This is a genomic window from Candidatus Hydrogenedens sp. (assembly GCA_035361075.1).
In the GTDB taxonomy this organism is placed as follows: Bacteria; Hydrogenedentota; Hydrogenedentia; order Hydrogenedentales; family Hydrogenedentaceae; genus Hydrogenedens.
This window is the reverse complement of the sequence record DAOSBX010000008.1, coordinates 67977-85466: the sequence shown is the minus strand read 5'-3', so window position 1 is coordinate 85466 and position 17490 is coordinate 67977. Positions and strand designations below refer to the sequence as shown.

Below are 17490 nucleotides of genomic sequence, written 5' to 3'. Positions count from 1 at the left end.
TTAAAAAAAGGCCTTCCTCCCAACCAAAAATATTTCATATCTAAGTTACCACACACACACAGCCCTCACTACCCTGCACAGTACCCTCCCCAGCGCACGGGCTACTATCCCCCCCTCCTATGCCTGTTCCGATAGATATGCCCGTGCGCACCTTTTTTAAATACCTACATTATTCAGTCTCCTCATTTTATATCCAATTTATCGAAACTTTTTTCTACAATTCCCTATCTAATAAAAAAACAGAAAAATTTCACTAAAAATTATTGTTAAGGAAGTAACACCAATGACTAAAACAAAAAATCTCCATTCAAAACATCTAACCTCATTCTTATTAATTACAGTTATCCTATTCTTTTTAAATCTTCCTCCCTTTGCTGATTTAAAAACACCTCCAGAACGTGAAACCCCCTTCCCCGTTACAGAAACACCCTCTCAGATAGTACTCACCATAACTGAAACACCCCAAAATTCAATTTCAATACAATGGAGCACCTCCACAAATGTAAAAGAAAGCATCATCGAATGGCGAAAAAAAGAAGATTCAAACACATTAAAAAGTCAAGCCCAATCCATCTCCATAATAGACCCACCCTTGAAAAACAATCCAGAAATACTCCGATGGTTCATAACCTTAAATTCTTTAGAACCTGACACAATTTATGAGTACCGAGTAGCTTCCATCCCACAAGATATTTGGAGTAATTGGTTCTCCTTCAAAACTGCCCCTGCCCAACCACGAACCTTTTCATTTATATACTTAGGGGATGCTCAAGTTGGATTTGAAGAATGGGGAAAATTGCTTAGTAATGCTATTGAAAAATGTCCCGATTGCTCCTTTATCCTTATGGCTGGAGACCTTGTAAATCGTGGGAATGAACGGGATGACTGGGATGCCTTATTCCACTTCGCAGGTGATATATTCGCCCGATACCCGTTAGTCCCAACAATTGGCAACCACGAGTATAAATCCAGCCCTATGTTACCTAAAATGTACACCGACTACTTCGTCCTGCCACAAAACGGACCCGAAAATATCCCAAAAGAATATTGCTACTCCTTCCTTTTTTCAAACGCACATTTTACTATCCTAAATGCTAACCATAATCCAGAAGAACAAACGGCTTGGTTAGAAAATCAATTAGCACACAGTCAAAGTTTATGGAAATTCCTCTTATTTCACCAACCTATTTATAGTTCGGGAGTACGTAGAGATAACAAACACATTAGAGACGCATGGTTACCTATCATTGACAAATACCATGTTGATTTTGTTTTTCAAGGTCATGACCATTCCTACTGGCGAACATATCCATTAAATAACAACCAAAAAGTATCCTCTCCATACGAAGGAACATACTACGTTATTGCCTTCTCTGGGACAAAAGCTTACGAAACTCAGGAACCAACCGAACTTATTGAAAAAACATTCACAAAAACCCCAACATATCAAATAATAACAATCGAGACGGAAAAAGATAATAAACTCACGTACCGTTCCTTTGACAAAGAAGGTAATCTCAAAGACGAAGTTATCATCTACAAACCTGCACAAAACTTACACTCCTTCAATTTTGATTCATTAAGATATTTCGAACCTATTTTAACTGCCAACGCATTTTAATTTTTATTAAAAAAATAGTATAATAATCGTATCTTCCATGGGGGAAGGTTTTTTCCACATACCCAACCATCATAATTTTTTTAATAGAGGTTTATATGCGTCGAAATATTGTTCACGAAGGTGCCCGTAATTTAAGCTACGAAATAAGAGAAATCGTAGCCATCGCTAATAAAGTAAAGGAATTAGGTCAACCTATTACATGGGAAAATATCGGAGACCCTATCGAAAAAGGGGAACAAATTGCCCCCTGGATTAAAGACATTATTCATGAAACAATTGATGATTCACGCACCTACGGTTACTGTGATACTGCTGGCGTCCCTGAAACCCGTGCCTTTTTAGCCGAAATGGTAAATCAACGAAGTGGTAGCACTAAAATTACACCCGATGATATCATCTTCTTCAATGGCATCGGAGATGCTGTCGCAAAAGTCTACGGTTTTCTTAAACGTGAAGCAAGAGTCTTAGGTCCTTCACCAGCATATAGCACTCATTCTTCTGCTGAGGCGGCTCACTCTGGTTACAGTCACCTCACCTATAAATTAGACCCATATAATAACTGGATGCCCGATTTATATGACCTTAGAAACAAAGTAAAATATAACGACTCCATCGCAGGCATACTCCTACTCTCACCAGATAACCCTACAGGAGCCGTGTATCCAAGAAGTGTGCTTGAGGAAATACTTAAAATCGCAAAAGAATACGATTTATTTATCATTACCGATGAAATATATAGCCATATTGTTTTCCCGGGGTATCCAAAAATTCACCTAAGCCAATGGATTGAAGATGTCCCAGGTATTGCCATGCGAGGAATCAGTAAAGAATTTCCCTGGCCTGGAGCCCGCTGCGGATGGATTGAAGTATTAAATCGTAAAAAAGATGCCAATTTCTCCGAATATGTTGACAGTCTACTTGCCGCCAAACGATTAGAAGTATGCTCAACAACATTTCCACAAATGGTCATCCCCAAAGTGATGGGAGATAGTCGTTATCCACAACATCTTCGTCAACGTGCCCTTACATTCAGCAATCGTGCAGACGAACTTATGGAGGCATTTCACGGATGTCCTCATGTCGTATTAAACAGACCTGGCGGAGCATTCTATGCCACTGTCATGTTCAAAGAAGGTGTGTTAAACAGCCATCAAACACTACCAATCGAAAATAAAAAAATAAAAGAATACATCGAAACCCTGGTCAAAAATGCACCTCCCGACAAACGTTTTGTATATTATCTTATGGGTTCCACTGGCATCGTTGTTGTGCCCTTAAGCGGATTCCAATCCAATTACGATGGTTTCCGCATTACCCTCTTAGAAACTGATGATAACAAACGTTCCTGGATTATGAAAACACTCCGCCATGCTGTCGATTCCTATATCACTAACGAAACAAAATCCTAATTAATCCAAAAATACCAACAAAACAATACATACATTATCACACAACATTGTTAATTATTTTAAAATTTTTCCGTTATAAAATCGGAACTTTTATAACAAATTAAACATAAATAAAATATAAAACACGGAAGTATTACATACCCAACATTTTTTATGTTATTATAAAACAATAAAGGAGGGAAAAAAATAGTTATAAAATGCAATGGTTATATCAAGAATATTGGAATAGAAATAAAGAATCGAAACGGATAAAAAAAGCATTTATCATTTCGATTCTTATCCATATTCTTATTTTCATACCTTTTTATTTTTATAAATTTAGAACACCAGAACCCATTCCACTTGTTTTTCAGGTATCATTAGAGAACCCTGTCCCAGAAAAACCAATCACACAAGAACCTCCACCAGAACCACCTAAACCCGAACCTCCCAAACCAGAGCCTCCCAAACCTGAACCACCAAAGCCAGAACCTCCCAAACCTGAACCAAAACCTGAACCCAAACCAGAACCTCCTAAACCCGAACCGAAACCCGAAAAAAAACCAGAACCTCCTAAGCCAAAACCAGAACCTGAAAAAAAACCAGAACCTCCTAAACCAAAACCAGAACCCGAAAAAAAACCTGTAGAGAAAAAAGAGAAAATCCCACCTACTCCACCCGCACCTAAAGCAGAAGTCGCAACTCCTTTACCGCCAGAATTGGAATGGTGGGCAAGACAGGTCCAAAGAAAAATTGAATCTGTTTGGGTTGTCCCAGAAGGAATTAAAATAGACCCCGAAAATAACGTAGCAGAAGTATCTTTTTGGGTAAACAGACAGGGACAACTCATCGAAACCCCAAGGGTAACCAAAGAAGCAAGCGACCCAGAGTTAGGTGAATCAGGTATTCGGGCTATTTTGCTCGCCGCACCATTCCCCCGTTTCCCAGACGGATTCGCAAAGGACGAACAACTGGTAGTATATGCCTTTTCGCTACAATAAACATCCGCAAATGTAATTTTTTATCAATTTCAATTATAATACTTGTGATTCTACAAACTTAAAGCAAAAGGGATAAAGTTATGGTTCCAAAAAAAATGTATATTGTCGTTTTTATTACTCTTCTTTTCCTCTCATTTAATCTTTATTCACAGGATGCAATCAGAATTCAATCAGTAAGAGGTATTGATACAAGAATTGTAGTAGCAGTCCCACCTTTTTGTCCAGATACACCCGAATTAAGTGGTGTCGCTGTAGAATTATCACAGGTTGTAGCTTATGACCTCGAATTTTCAGGACTCTTTATCATTCTACCTCGTGAAAGGTATCCCGTAGGATTTGTCGCATTGGATAGAGAAATAACCAATTTAAATTTCGAAGCATGGCGGGCTACAAAAGCAGAATTCATCGTTTACGGTTTTGTAAAACGAGAAGGGAATAAGTATGTTTGTCAAATACGATTAATTGACCTTTTATCAAACAATCAAGTAGTAGGCAAAGAAGTTCGAGTAGATATCTCAAACGCTCGATTGTCTGCACATCGCTTTACTGAAGAAGCCATCGGCTATGTTGATGGCATTCCAGGTATCGGAACAAGTCAAATTTGTTTCACGGGTATTGTGGGCAAAAATAAGGAACTTTTCATCGCAGATTATGATGGGGCAAATCTAAAACAAATCACAGAACACGGTTCTGTATCAATAAAACCTAAAATTTCCCCTGATGGAACAAAAATCGCCTACTTATCATACAAAGACCGTTACTCTTTCTTATACATCTTTGACCGTCTAACTGGCAAAGTCACACCCTTATCTAAAGAGGTTGGCTTAAACTCTGCTCCTGCTTGGTTCCCAGATGGACAACGTTTAGCTATGACATTAAGTAAAGATGCAAATATGGAAATTTATATCCGTAATATGGACGGAAGTAACCCTGTCCGAATCACAAGAAATAAAGATGCAGATACATCTCCTTGTATTTCGCCAGATGGTTCCCAAATTGCTTTCGTAAGTGACCGAGGTGGAAACCCACAAATTCATGTCATGGGAGCAGATGGAAGTGAACCAAGAAGACTTTCATACCAAGGCGGAAATTCTTATGACCCAGCATGGTCACCAGATGGAAAAATGATTGCGTACGTCGTAGAACAAAAAGGAGAAGGCTTCGAAATCTATGTTATGAACGCTGATGGCTCCAATCCAAGACGATTAACCAACTCCTACGGAAGCAATGAATCTCCAACATGGTCACCTGATTCAAGACATCTCATGTTCTGTTCCACAAGAAATGGAAGATGGGAATTATGGACCGTAAATGTAAAGACAGGAGAAGAACGACGCGTCCCAAACTTAACTATGGAATGTCAAGGACCTTCATGGGGTCCACGTATGAGTAGTAGTAACTAAAAATAATATCTTTAAAAAGGGCTTTTATGGCACGACAAAGTGGAGAAAAATTAATCGTTCAAAATAGACGTGCCCATTTTGATTATGAAATTATGGAACGATATGAAGCTGGAATTGCCCTCAAAGGAACTGAGGTAAAGTCCCTACGAACTTCAGGAAGTATGTCAATTCAAGATGCCTATGTCGACTACGAAGATGGCGAACTCTTTTTAGTCAATTCTTACATACGCCCATACGAACAGGGAAACATACTAAATCATGACCCACATAGGAAAAGAAAATTACTACTCCACAAACGAGAAATAATCCGTTTAGGAAGAAAAATCGAAGAAAAAGGTTTGACTTTAATACCTCTTCGCGTATATTTTAAAAATGGCTTGGTCAAAGTAGAAATAGGCTTAGGACGTGGCAAAAAAGTAATAGATAAACGTGAAGAAATAAAAAGGAAAGATACTGAACGGGAAATAGAAAGAATTGTAAAACGATACCGATAAAATGTGTTAAAATAAGTTATACGGAGGTATAACAATGGAAACCAAAGAAAAGAAAAAAAATCCAGCAAAATGGCTACCCAAAGATTTCTGGATTCATTATATCGGTCCTATGAGCCCATCCGCATTCCTTAAAATCTCTGGGGTTTATAGCCCATACCGTGCCGTTGAAAAACATTTAAGACGATTATCCACATTTTACGGCATTGTAAGGCAAGGCACCTGGAAAGAAACTTTTGCAAATTCTAACCAATTTACATTCGAAGAGGTCTTTTGGGGAATTATTGCATACCTTAAAGAAACAGAACACGAATGGAAACAAGAATGGAAAGAATTCTGGCTGGCTCAAGATGTCGATAATCCACTTGAAGACACAAGCATCATAAAAAAAGATGATAGTAGTATCATAAAAAAAGATGATAGCAGTTTCATAAAAAAAGATGAAAGTACTATCTATAAAAAATCAGATATGAACTAACCTTCATACCATAAATAAAAAATGGCTTTAATATGACAAAACAACAACATCGGGGTAAAAATCCACTGGATGAAAAATTATTTGCTCCACAAGAAATACCTAAATTAAAAGAAGCAGTCCGCGACCTTTCATACCTTTATACGCGAAATTATTCAGAAAAAAGCGCCATTAAAATCGTTGGAGACCATTATCAATTAAGAAAAAGACAAAGAATAGCTGTCCAGAGGTCTGCATGCTCTGATAATTCACTAAAAAAACGAAAAGAAAGCGAAGTAGACGAAGAAGAATTATTTGGTAAAAGAATTTACATCGATGGATATAACATATTAATCACTATCGAAAGTATGTTATCAGGAGGAGTTCTAATTCTTGCAAGGGATGGCTGTATTCGAGACATGGCAAGCATACACGGTTCATATCATAAAGTTCAGGAAACTATCCCTGCTCTAAACTGGATAGGTGAACGATTGCCATACTATGACCCTGCAGAAGTAAATTGGTTTTTAGACAAACCTATCTCTAATAGTGGAAAACTGGCAAAATTGATACGAGAAATATCTTTAAATTTTGGTCAAAAATGGAATGTGGAACTTGTGGACAACCCTGACCACGTACTGATTTCAGAAGGGGGAATTATATTAACCTCAGACAGCTGGATTTTAGACCGTGTATCGTGCTGGTTTAATTTTATTTTCAACAGTATTGAATTCCATCTATCCAAGTTTTGGATTGTAGATATTTCTTAAATTACACTAATCATGTGAGATATGTTTGCAACATCTTAGAAAGAACATTCATGTTATACGGCTTATTTAAAAACCCTTGGATAGAAAAACCAAGCTCTTTCTCATCCAACGTGTGCTTCAGAAGCCCACTACTTAGAAAAATAGGTATGTCCGAAGACTTAGAACGAATATGCCGTGCTACTTCTATTCCATCCAAATAAGGCATAGTAATATCCAAGATCACTGCACAAATACACTCTTTGTTCTGTTCAAATAATTCCACAGCTTCACGGCCATCCTTTGCAGAAATAACATTAAAGCCCATCTTTTCAAGCATTTTTACCGTTATCTGAAGAATAATCGCTTCGTCATCCGCAAAAAGTATAGTCCCTTTCCCTTGCCATTTCTCCTGAACCTCAACCTCTACATAAGTCCCATTTGGTTTTGTATATGGCAGATATACCTTAAATACAGTTCCTTTCCCTAATTCACTGTATACTTTTATAGTTCCCGAATGTGCACGTATTGCCCCCATAACCATAGCCAACCCCAATCCTCTGCCTTTATCCTTTGTTGTGAAAAATGGGTCAAAAATTTTTGAGATTACGTCTTTATCCATTCCACAACCTGTATCTGAAACTTCAAGAACTACATACTTCTTAGGCTCTATACCCTCCTTAAACCATGCAGTCCACATCAACCCCGTATCATAATCTACTATATATGTCTTAACTCGAATAAGACCACTATGATTACCTATAGCATCCGATGCGTTGATAACCAAATTTAACAATATCGAACGAAATTGACCTGGTTCACCGAATATCATCATATCTTCAGTACCCAGCTCAAACTCCAATAATACCTTCTTTGAAACACTTATTTTCAGTAAATGTTCCATCTCACAGATTATTTTATTAATATTCAACACTTGATGTGGTTGTTGTTTCTTACCCGAAAAAACAAGCAACTCCTTACACAATTCAGCAGCACTCTTAACTGATTCATCTATTCCAACAAGATAATTTTTAATTGCATCTGGATTATGCAAATCTAACAAAGCAAGGTCAATATTCCCCATAATGGCCATGAGTATATTGTTAAAATCATGAGCAATTGCACCCGACATAACCCCTAAACTTTCCAATTTCTGAGTATGCTGTAATTGCAACCTCAATTGTTCTTGTTCCATCTGAATTCGCTTAATGTTTGTAATATCTTGAATAAGAATAAGGTGTAACATCTTCCCTTCTGTGATTTGAACAGAACGATATATAATCCTAAGATTCAGCAACTCGCCTCTTTTATTACATTCATCTATCTCAAACTCATAAGATAAAGTGTTCTCTCCTCCACTATCTTCTTTATGATAATCCAATATTAACTGCGTTATACGGGGTATAAATGAAACAACAGGATTAGATATTACTTCATCACTATCCCAACCAAATATTTCCTCAGTAGCCTTATTCCAAAATTCAATATTCCCTTCTGTATTTATCGCAACAACCCCCATGGGTGCAGAATCAATTAAAGCTTTTAAAATAGACATGGTCTCATTAAGAGTATCTATGATAGCTTTCAATTCTGTAATATCCTCATAAATACCCAATACTCCCATAGATTTTCCACCTATCCCTACCAAAGGTATTTTACTCGTTCTCAACCAGATCAACCCACCATCAGGCGTCGTTTGTGATTCTTCATAAAATACTTTAGACACCCCAGTCGAAATAACAGCCCTATCATCTTGACGATACATATCCGCTTGAATTTTCCATGGGAAACTATAATCTGTCTTACCTATAACATCCTCTGGTGATTTTTCCCCTGCATCTCGTGCAAAAGCAAGATTACAACCTAAATAGCGCAAATCTATATCCTTCCAGAAAACACGAACTGGAAGTAAATCGAGTATCAAACGCAAAAACGCTCTATTATTTTCTACTTCCTTCTGCAACCGCTCCTTATCATCCAGATTCTCAATATACGAGAAAAAACAACTAATCGGAAAGCTTTGGCCATCAGGAATAGCAAGCGTGTGAACCAATGCACGAAAAGTCGTCTTATCTTTTCGCACATAATGCTTTTCAACAAGCGTTAACCCCCTAAGTAAAATCTGATGATTATTTAATGCCTCTCTATAAATTAGTGACTCACGTTCCACATTTTGCGCGTCCGTTACATCCTGCCAACTTAATTTCAATAATTCGTCACGAGTATACCCTAATAGTGAACATAATGCTGGATTGGCATCTATCCAGTGCCCTCCAATATCCGTTATTCCTAAAGGCAAATCCAACTCATGAAAAAAATTGTATATCTTAGGACTTTGCTCAATTACATTCAAAGGTTTAGGCAAAATAGACGTATAATCTTGAACTATGATTTTGTTCGTCGAAAGATTATTCTGCTTAGGAATGATTATAGAACACCAATAATACTTATTTGCCCGATTCGCAAACCATGCACCTATTTGTCTTTCATCACAATAACCTTGTTCAGGATATAAAAAACTTTTGACCCTCTCCCGATAAGGCTCAAAAATCCAATTATAAATCGAAGACTCCTTATACTCTTTAACTTCAAAATCTAAAAAAAGACTATTCTCCGATTGTATGTCCGTTATAATTCCTCCCTCTTTCAATTCTAAAACCACACATACTGGAGTAAAATATTTCATTCATTTCTTTCTTAAAAATTAGTTTATCAACTTCTATTATACACTTTTTTTATTATCATTCATACAAATTCACACAACTCCCATTCCTATTTCAAATTCACCTTATCAAACCCTTCCAACTTGTCTGCTTCTTCGACCCTCTAAACTACATTCCCCTACCCTTCCAAAAACAACGAGCCCAAACAGGTCTCACATCAGTTATTTCCAATTGCCCAAGTTTCTCAAGCCACCGACAAAGCAACTGCTCATGAACCTCAAATGCAGTATCAGGTTTAGGAGGATTCTCAAGCCATTCCCGTTCTACTTGCTCTCTTTCCCCATCAAACACAGGAAAAGTAATCTCTGGATTCTTCATAACCAATCGCTGAAATTTTTCATGTTTCCACCAAAATACCTCATCAAATTCACCATAAACATTGCAAAATCTACCGCTTAAAGGTCGTGATACTTCTACAGGCTTGAACAAACTGATACAGGGTGTGGATGTGGCAGTAACCCAATGTGAACAATTCCGAGATGTAAGTTCTGCAACCCATGACGCAGTAGTTTGATAATTAAGTAATAACCCACCTGCATGCATACAGGGAGCATCCATTCCACCATGAAACCAGTGATATTCTGGATAAACACGCCCATCTTTGTGTAGTCGTAAAATTCTAAACATATCTGAAATAGTCGGACTATCAGGCACACATTGTTCAATAGCATTTCTCCGTTTTAAGCACTGAGTAAATCGGCTTTTTATTCGGTCTTCATACCTTTCCTTAAAACCCTTTATCGTTAATCCATTTGATATAGAACGGAACCCTTGCACTCTTTCAACTTCATAATACTTATCCGCAGTTTCGAGAACATAGGCTCCACACGGGTCAGCAATAATAAAACTATTATGGTAGTACATCCTTTTCTTGAAACCGCAATTCCCCCCCTGACCATAAACCTCTACAAAATGAATAATAGTCTCGCATGCTTGTTTCGCATTCATAGAGCGTTCCAAAGCAAGACGCAGTAAATCCATCCCTGTAAGTCCCGTTGTAGCGTAAGGCTGATTGGTAAATACCGCTTCATTACCAATAGTAACACCAAGTTCATTCGTTCCCATTTCTGCACCCCACATCCAGACAGGTTTGCTTATCAAAATGGCATAGGTCTCTCTAATCTGAGGAATTACTATATGTGTGCATTTTAAGCTCTCTCCTTCTCGATAGGTCCTTCTTGACTGCCAGAATAGAACCTGCGGTTCGGTTACTTCTCGATCAGAATTTTTAGCGAAAAACACCCTTTGATTATCAACAAAAACAACTGTATCACACATATTTTAATTCACAGGTAAAAGATTATACTTACCTAATCCAAAAACCGTTCCTTTTCCGATATGGAGATACTCGCCCCAGCAAAGAATCTCAATAACTTCAGGAGGAATGTGCTCATACAGTATGGAACCTATAAAACCTCCCATAACAACCTTTCGGTCCTGACGCGAAGAATAACGAACCCAGTCTTGCCATTGAAATGCAGAATACAAAGGCTGAAGTTTTTTTACTGTTTCAAGTAGAGGGCTCACTTCTTTTTCTAAATATCCACCACAGAAAAAATATTGTAACAGGGTCAATCTACGGAGCAGTCCTGGAAATATATGCGGGATTTCTCCTTTATCATGTAAATTCCCATCAATAACAAGGCGGGTCGGTGTAAGGAAATGGATTTCAATTTGTTTGTTAATTAAAAGAGTTGTCTTTTTGTTGAGTATATCTTTTATCGTAAAAGAATAAGGTTCACCAACAAACTCATTTGTTTCTGAAGAATAAAGGGGAATCCATTTACCTTCTGCAGAAAGATAGTCCAGCGACACAAGTTTAGATTTTCCACGCCCTCTTCCAAAACCTTCTTCCGCCATAACATTAAGAGCATAGATAAAATGAGGTAAAAATTCTTTTGCCCTTCCTACGAGAGTTAAATTACACTCAAAAATTTCTCCAGGTTCATAACGATCTCTGGCTTCAAGAGGCGGTTCCAGAATATAAGGGTGTGGTGCTTTGGGATATTTTTTCATAATTTCTGATGATTTTGGGATAGGAGTCTCAAAGCACACACTATAAGCACATTTTTCACGAATAGGACATTCCGGACAGGTAAATCTCTTCAAAGCACAAGAAACCTTTTTCAATGCATGTCCCAATGCACCACGAATCATTGAACCCTTATATTCTGGCACCAATAAGGGCTCCTCCGCTAAAAAACGAACCCGCTGTATAGTAAAACTAAGATCGTTAAACATTTAGAATTTCTTTTAAATCTTGTTCACTAATTTCAATTAAAATGTCTTTAAAAATATTAAATGGATTCTCTTCCGATAATCGAATCCCTACACTCTCAATCAATGACCTAATAATAAGAAGAATATCTTCTCCCTTTTCAAGGGTAGACCTAATACTTTCCCTCGATATATTTTCAAATCCATGTGCTATAATGGAATTGTTTCTCATACTGGCAAAAGGTCTTAGTTTTCTTACCCATTTTTGGATATTCTTATATTTACTCTGGTTATTTCCAGTTTCTGCAAGAAAATCAATACTCGCAAACAGTGTAGGCATATTAGGCACAATCGGTTTTTTGACATAACTTATATTGTAGTCGCTTTTATTTTCATCCAAAAATTCAAAAAAATCATTATTATTCCCTGCCCACTTTCTAAATTTACTTTCAAAAGGCTTTTCATTTGAATTTTTTATCATTTCATCCCATGTACATCCTATAATTTCAAGTAACGAATACTGAAGAGATGTTTCCATCATTCTCCAAACTCTTCCTATAAAATTTGCACACTCATCTCGCTTCCACATAACTACTGTATTCCAGTAAAGTTCATTAAATATTGAATTGGGTTCTTTTTCGCATAATTTAAACGCATCTTTTCTTAATATCTCAAGCATACCTATAGGGACATTATCATACATTTTGTCTATTTCTTTCTTATAATTAAAAAAATCAAAGTTTTCTCTATAGCACGCAGATAAAGATAAATTTCTGATTGTCTCTGAATAGGATTTATTTTGTACTACTGCATCAAAATCATATCTTTCAACAAGTTGTTTTAAATTCTCATGTTCATATGTACCTAATATATATTCTGCAGCATTAAGAGATTGTATATCCCTCGAATTTTCAGACTTATAAATAAATCTAACTTTATTCCTATAATATTTAATACAATTTAACATTACAGAAGTATTAATTTGAGGAGTCCCACCTGTTATTTCTGTATATACCTCATAATTGTTATTCTCACTAAACATTTCAAATTCTTTGGATAAAAAATCTCCAAATTCTTTAATCATTAAATCGTAGTTATTAGGTGAATTTTTTAGAATAACTGTTTTGATTTCTGGACAAGGTTTACTTTCCTTTTTGTAGTAATAAGGAAAAAACTTTTCTTCTAAAAACTTAGCTATTGTACAAGTATCTCTGCAAACATGTTCATTGTCAGTTTTACTTACTGTCTTTGATTGATCCGTTGCAATAAGATATATCCTATGTATCAATTTGTCTTTTTTTTCTATGTAACTGAGAAAAGGCTCTATCAATGGTATCTCTATTATCTCTTTTATTGAATCAAAATTATTATTTAACCAATGTCCAAATTTACGAACATTTAACTCTCGAAAATTTCTATTATCTTTACCTAAAGGATATTGGTATTCTTTCAACTCCATTTGTACTTTTTCATCTAATCCGACTTCATCTCTAATTTGTACATCTCGGGTACCGAGACATATAAACAAATAAGCGTCCATTTAAGATATCCTATTGTTTGAATTTTCACATTCAAATAAAGTTTAATGTTAATTAAATTATTATATTATTACTTTTTCAAATAAATACGCAAAAAATAATTAAACCCATTTTAAAGGAATAAGAAAATGGAAAAAGATAACAAACATTTCGAGTTTTCTCGCAGGTCATTTTTATCGCTTTCAGGTTTAGTTTCGATGGCATTTGCAATGAAAGGTTCTGCACAGAATCAACCCGCAACGAATTCTATTCGTAATACACCTGCCCCAGCAGAATTTTTCTCCGCTCCTCCAATGGAAACGGTTCGCGTCGGATTTGTTGGTGTAGGAGGTATGGGGACAAATCATGTAAAGAACTTACTAAAGATAGAAGGTGTACAATTAAAGGCAGTCTGCGACATTGTTCCTGAAAAGGTAGAACGAGTTAAAAAAATGGCTGTGTCAGCAGGACAACCCGAACCCAAAGGATATACAAATGGGGAATTGGATTTTAAACGAATGTGTGAAACAGAAGAATTGGATTTAGTTTACACAGCAACCCCTTGGGAGTGGCATGTTCCCGTGTGTGTTTCCGCAATGGAAAATGGTAAACATTCAGCCACCGAAGTTCCCGCAGCTGTTACATTAGAGGAATGCTGGCAACTCGTCGAAACAGCAGAAAAATATAAAAAACATTGCGTTATGATGGAAAACTGCTGTTATAATCGTACAGAATTAATGATGCTCCACATGGTTCGAAAAGGTTTGTTAGGAGAAATTATTCACGGCGAATGTGGCTATCTGCATGATTTAAGAGGCGTAAAATTCAGTAAGGACGGAGAAGGACTCTGGCGACGTGCTCATTCGATGAAACGAAACGGAAATCTATATCCCACACATGGCTTGGGACCCGTAGCTCAATATATGAACATCAATCGCGGAGACCAGTTTGAGTATTTGGTTTCAGTTAGTAGCAAATCTCGAGGCCTCCAAGAATACCAAAAAACGCTACCTGAGGATGACCCCCGTAGAAATGAAAAATATGTGTTAGGGGATGTGAACTTAAGCATTATAAAAACCTTTAACGGATGTACAATATATATCGTGCATGACACAAATTTACCTCGTCCTTACAGCCGAATTAATATGGTGCAGGGAACAAAAGGCGTCATTATGGACTATCCTCCACGTATTTTTGTCGAAGGTTTATCTGAAAAAGAAGAATTTGAACCCTTGGAGAAATATGCCGAGCAATGGGAACATCCGTTATGGAAAGCGATGCAGGATTCTGCCAAAGGAGCCGGACATGGTGGAATGGATTTCATCGAGGATTTCCGTTTAATTGAATGCCTCCGCAAAGGTTTACCAACAGATTTGAATGTTTACGATGCAGCCTCATGGAGTGCCGTTTGCGAATTAAGTGAACGCTCTGTAGCCCAACGCGGTGCACCTCAGGATTTTCCAGACTTTACGCGAGGAAGATGGAGAGAGTACCCGCCATTAGGAATTATCTACGGGTAAGCAAACCAGTTTTAAATCGTAGCATTAGTTATTCGACAACGCATTTACTTATCAGTATTATGCAATTTTTTACTATAAAGTGATTAGTTTTCTCTATGTGCTATTTTCATCATCTCCTCAGGTAAAAAAACCTCAACAAATACTACATCCTCATTATTAGAAGAATCCAAACAATAAATCTTATGCTTTCCAGGAACAAGATTCCACCATAACGGTTGTTCCCAAGTACTACTACCTAAATATTGGTCGTCAACATACCAATGAATAGTACTCATATTATCCTTTGAACTCCGCAGTTTTATCATGCTATTGGATGGTACGTGGCTATAAACGAATTTTGCACCATCTGCCGGATTTAATATTTTTAATTCTGTAAGAACTTCTTCATTATCATCCCCTTTTTGGACAGTACTTACACGTGCTAAATCCCAACCCCGACTACGAGATGGAAACCGTTCCTTAACCATCCCCGACTGAGCATCAAAATAATGCACATCACATATCCGCGATATTGGCGTGTTTGATGAAACATATACTAATTTTTTTGATTTGCAATGAGGGTTAACTGGCAAACCACTTAAACTACACACCTCAATCTGTTTCACCGCATCATCAGTAAAATCAGGGAATTCCTTTTCATTCTTCTTCATCGGAAGTATTCGAAATATATCACAAGCCACAGGATATGCTGATAAAGCCCCAACCAATTTTGCACTACCAGTAGATTGAGGGTTACCCATCCATACTCCAACGACATACTGTTCATTAAACACAAATGCCCATGCATCCTTTCGCCCAGAAGACGTTCCTGTTTTCCAACAAATACGAGTAGGCGATCGAGAAAAGCGAACCGCATCCTTTATCTTTTCCCCACTCAATTTCCCTTCCATCATTCGATATAAAACTAAAACACTTCCACGATCAAATACCTGAAATCCTTCCACTTCCTTCTCATCCCTTACAATTTTCAACGGCTTAAAATACCCCTCATGTGCAAGACAGAAGTAAGCCTGCATCATCTCCTCCATACTCACTTCGCAGTTCCCAAGAATAACCCCCAAATTTGAGTTCTTATATGTTGTTACCTCTGACTTCAAATGAACACTGCAATTTCTCAGTCTCTCAACAAAAGGATACGTCCCCAATCGTTCCAACAAAAGCACTGCAGGAATATTCAATGAATAGCGAAGCGCAGTCGTTGCATCAATAAAACCGTGGTATAATTCATCAAAATTCTTCGGGGCATAATTACCCACATCAAATTCAGAATCATATAATATTTCCTCTGGAAAAAGAAATCCTTTCTCCATTGCAAGACAATATAAAAATGGCTTTAACGAAGACCCCGGCGAACGTGGAATACTACAAAAGTCAAAATAACTTACAGGGATTCTGGAACGTTCCTTGACACCACCCACACGAACCAATACCTCACCCGACGGAACATCAACCACCATCGCTGATGCAGTGGATATTTCTGGAGACCATTGCTGAACTCTTTTCTTTAATATCTCTTCAACTTGTACCTGTAACTCATAATCCAAATAAGTAAAAATCTTCTTCTCCTTATCGAACAAATTCTTATGTCTCGCAATCCAATGTTGTGCATAACAAGGGAAAGGATAAAAGGCTATTTTCAGTGGAGATTCTATATACTGCTTATATTGCCCATCAGTGATATAATTCTCCTCTTTCATCCGATTCAAAACATACTTCATTCTGTTCATACTTATACGTGGACATCTATCTGGCCGATATATCTCTGGCGATTTCGGTAAACCCGCTAATAAAGCACATTCTCCAATATTCAGAACTTCCCCCGTCTTACCAAAATAACGCCAACTTGCCGACTCAACCCCTAACAAATTTCCACCATAAGATACATTATTCAAATAAGTCTGCAATATCTCCTCTTTGGTAGCACACCGTTCCAGACGCAAAGATTGAATTGCCTGCAATAACTTAAATTGGAATTTGCCGATATTTGAATTTATAAAACCATTTCCATGTTGCTGATAATATTGTTTTATCACCTGCATCGTAATTGTTGATGCACCTGACACTATTCGTCGGGCACGTATATTCTGAAAAATAGCACGGCATACAGCAACAATATCTACTCCTCTATGTTCCCAAAATCGTTGGTCTTCTATTGAAACTGTAGCATCAATAAGATGTGGCGTAACCTTATGTATATCTACTGGCAAACACCATTGTTGAGCACTATTCAAACCAACCCATAAAAGTTGACCCTCTTTAGAAAATACTCTGGGGGAATAATCAACATGCAAAAAATCGCACGGATTAGTCGGACCTAAATTCCACAAATAAACAATATCAATCACACTTATAATGATAAAAAAACCACAAAATACAATTAGTGTCAATATGAACCATCTTCGTCTCATC

13 protein-coding genes are annotated in these 17490 nt (G+C 37.1%); 8 read left to right on the top strand and 5 right to left on the bottom strand.

What is annotated here, in order from left to right; genetic code table 11:
- The first annotated feature begins 283 nt into the window (after positions 1-283).
- The 7 genes from PLJ10_04160 to PLJ10_04130 all read left to right on the top strand — a co-directional run bounded on the left by PLJ10_04160 (position 284) and on the right by PLJ10_04130 (position 7128).
- Positions 284-1621, top strand: coding sequence for a metallophosphoesterase family protein (locus PLJ10_04160; protein ID HOK08838.1), 1338 nt, complete (start codon positions 284-286; stop codon positions 1619-1621).
- A gap of 95 nt (positions 1622-1716) precedes the next feature.
- Positions 1717-3030 (top strand): pyridoxal phosphate-dependent aminotransferase, encoded by a 1314-nt coding sequence (locus PLJ10_04155; GenBank protein ID HOK08837.1) that lies wholly within the window; start codon positions 1717-1719, stop codon positions 3028-3030.
- A gap of 197 nt (positions 3031-3227) precedes the next feature.
- Entirely contained in the window at positions 3228-4010 is a 783-nt protein-coding gene (locus PLJ10_04150; protein ID HOK08836.1) for a TonB C-terminal domain-containing protein, read from the top strand.
- Between the two features lie 80 nt (positions 4011-4090).
- Positions 4091-5413: a Tol-Pal system beta propeller repeat protein TolB gene (gene tolB / locus PLJ10_04145; GenBank protein HOK08835.1), complete on the top strand. Its 1323-nt coding sequence runs from the start codon at positions 4091-4093 to the stop codon at positions 5411-5413.
- Positions 5414-5439: 26 nt separating this feature from the next.
- Positions 5440-5907 (top strand): SsrA-binding protein SmpB, encoded by a 468-nt coding sequence (smpB, locus tag PLJ10_04140; GenBank protein ID HOK08834.1) that lies wholly within the window; start codon positions 5440-5442, stop codon positions 5905-5907.
- 34 nt (positions 5908-5941) lie between these two features.
- Complete coding sequence (locus PLJ10_04135; protein HOK08833.1) at positions 5942-6382, top strand: hypothetical protein; 441 nt, start codon at positions 5942-5944, stop codon at positions 6380-6382.
- Positions 6383-6414: 32 nt separating this feature from the next.
- Entirely contained in the window at positions 6415-7128 is a 714-nt protein-coding gene (locus tag PLJ10_04130; GenBank protein ID HOK08832.1) for a DUF434 domain-containing protein, read from the top strand.
- A 10-nt stretch (positions 7129-7138) separates the two neighbouring features.
- Here PLJ10_04130 and PLJ10_04125 read toward each other — a convergent pair whose 3' ends face one another.
- From PLJ10_04125 to PLJ10_04110, 4 genes are all read right to left on the bottom strand, one after another.
- Positions 7139-9790, bottom strand: a complete 2652-nt coding sequence (locus tag PLJ10_04125) for a PAS domain S-box protein (GenBank protein ID HOK08831.1) — start codon at positions 9788-9790, stop codon at positions 7139-7141.
- A 145-nt stretch (positions 9791-9935) separates the two neighbouring features.
- Positions 9936-11105 carry a peptidase U34 gene (locus tag PLJ10_04120; protein HOK08830.1) on the bottom strand — a complete coding sequence of 390 codons (1170 nt, stop codon included), beginning with the start codon at positions 11103-11105 and terminating at the stop codon, positions 9936-9938.
- A gap of 3 nt (positions 11106-11108) precedes the next feature.
- On the bottom strand, positions 11109-12068 hold the full coding sequence (gene cas6, locus PLJ10_04115; protein ID HOK08829.1) for a CRISPR system precrRNA processing endoribonuclease RAMP protein Cas6: 960 nt from the start codon (positions 12066-12068) through the stop codon (positions 11109-11111).
- The gene (locus PLJ10_04110; protein ID HOK08828.1) at positions 12061-13584 is read right to left on the bottom strand and encodes a hypothetical protein; all 1524 of its coding nucleotides are present in this window, start codon (positions 13582-13584) and stop codon (positions 12061-12063) included. Before PLJ10_04110 ends, cas6 begins: the two co-directional genes overlap by 8 nt.
- 126 nt (positions 13585-13710) lie before the next feature.
- On the opposite strand from PLJ10_04110, the gene PLJ10_04105 reads away from it, so the two are divergent.
- Complete coding sequence (locus PLJ10_04105) at positions 13711-15081, top strand: Gfo/Idh/MocA family oxidoreductase (protein ID HOK08827.1); 1371 nt, start codon at positions 13711-13713, stop codon at positions 15079-15081.
- Between the two features lie 83 nt (positions 15082-15164).
- Here the strand turns inward: PLJ10_04105 and pbpC are convergent, their stop codons facing one another.
- Entirely contained in the window at positions 15165-17489 is a 2325-nt protein-coding gene (gene pbpC, locus PLJ10_04100; GenBank protein ID HOK08826.1) for a penicillin-binding protein 1C, read from the bottom strand.
- Between the last annotated feature and the right edge of the window lies 1 nt (position 17490).

What these genes read in the sequence shown, in the direction of transcription:
- PLJ10_04160 (HOK08838.1), top strand. Translation starts at nt 284, where the DNA reads ATGACTAAAACAAAAAATCTCCATTCAAAACATCTAACCTCATTCTTA.
- PLJ10_04155 (HOK08837.1), top strand. Translation starts at nt 1,717, where the DNA reads ATGCGTCGAAATATTGTTCACGAAGGTGCCCGTAATTTAAGCTACGAA.
- PLJ10_04150 (HOK08836.1), top strand. Translation starts at nt 3,228, where the DNA reads ATGCAATGGTTATATCAAGAATATTGGAATAGAAATAAAGAATCGAAA.
- tolB (HOK08835.1), top strand. Translation starts at nt 4,091, where the DNA reads ATGGTTCCAAAAAAAATGTATATTGTCGTTTTTATTACTCTTCTTTTC.
- smpB (HOK08834.1), top strand. Translation starts at nt 5,440, where the DNA reads ATGGCACGACAAAGTGGAGAAAAATTAATCGTTCAAAATAGACGTGCC.
- PLJ10_04135 (HOK08833.1), top strand. Translation starts at nt 5,942, where the DNA reads ATGGAAACCAAAGAAAAGAAAAAAAATCCAGCAAAATGGCTACCCAAA.
- PLJ10_04130 (HOK08832.1), top strand. Translation starts at nt 6,415, where the DNA reads ATGACAAAACAACAACATCGGGGTAAAAATCCACTGGATGAAAAATTA.
- PLJ10_04125 (HOK08831.1), bottom strand. Translation starts at nt 9,790, where the DNA reads ATGAAATATTTTACTCCAGTATGTGTGGTTTTAGAATTGAAAGAGGGA.
- PLJ10_04120 (HOK08830.1), bottom strand. Translation starts at nt 11,105, where the DNA reads ATGTGTGATACAGTTGTTTTTGTTGATAATCAAAGGGTGTTTTTCGCT.
- cas6 (HOK08829.1), bottom strand. Translation starts at nt 12,068, where the DNA reads ATGTTTAACGATCTTAGTTTTACTATACAGCGGGTTCGTTTTTTAGCG.
- PLJ10_04110 (HOK08828.1), bottom strand. Translation starts at nt 13,584, where the DNA reads ATGGACGCTTATTTGTTTATATGTCTCGGTACCCGAGATGTACAAATT.
- PLJ10_04105 (HOK08827.1), top strand. Translation starts at nt 13,711, where the DNA reads ATGGAAAAAGATAACAAACATTTCGAGTTTTCTCGCAGGTCATTTTTA.
- pbpC (HOK08826.1), bottom strand. Translation starts at nt 17,489, where the DNA reads ATGAGACGAAGATGGTTCATATTGACACTAATTGTATTTTGTGGTTTT.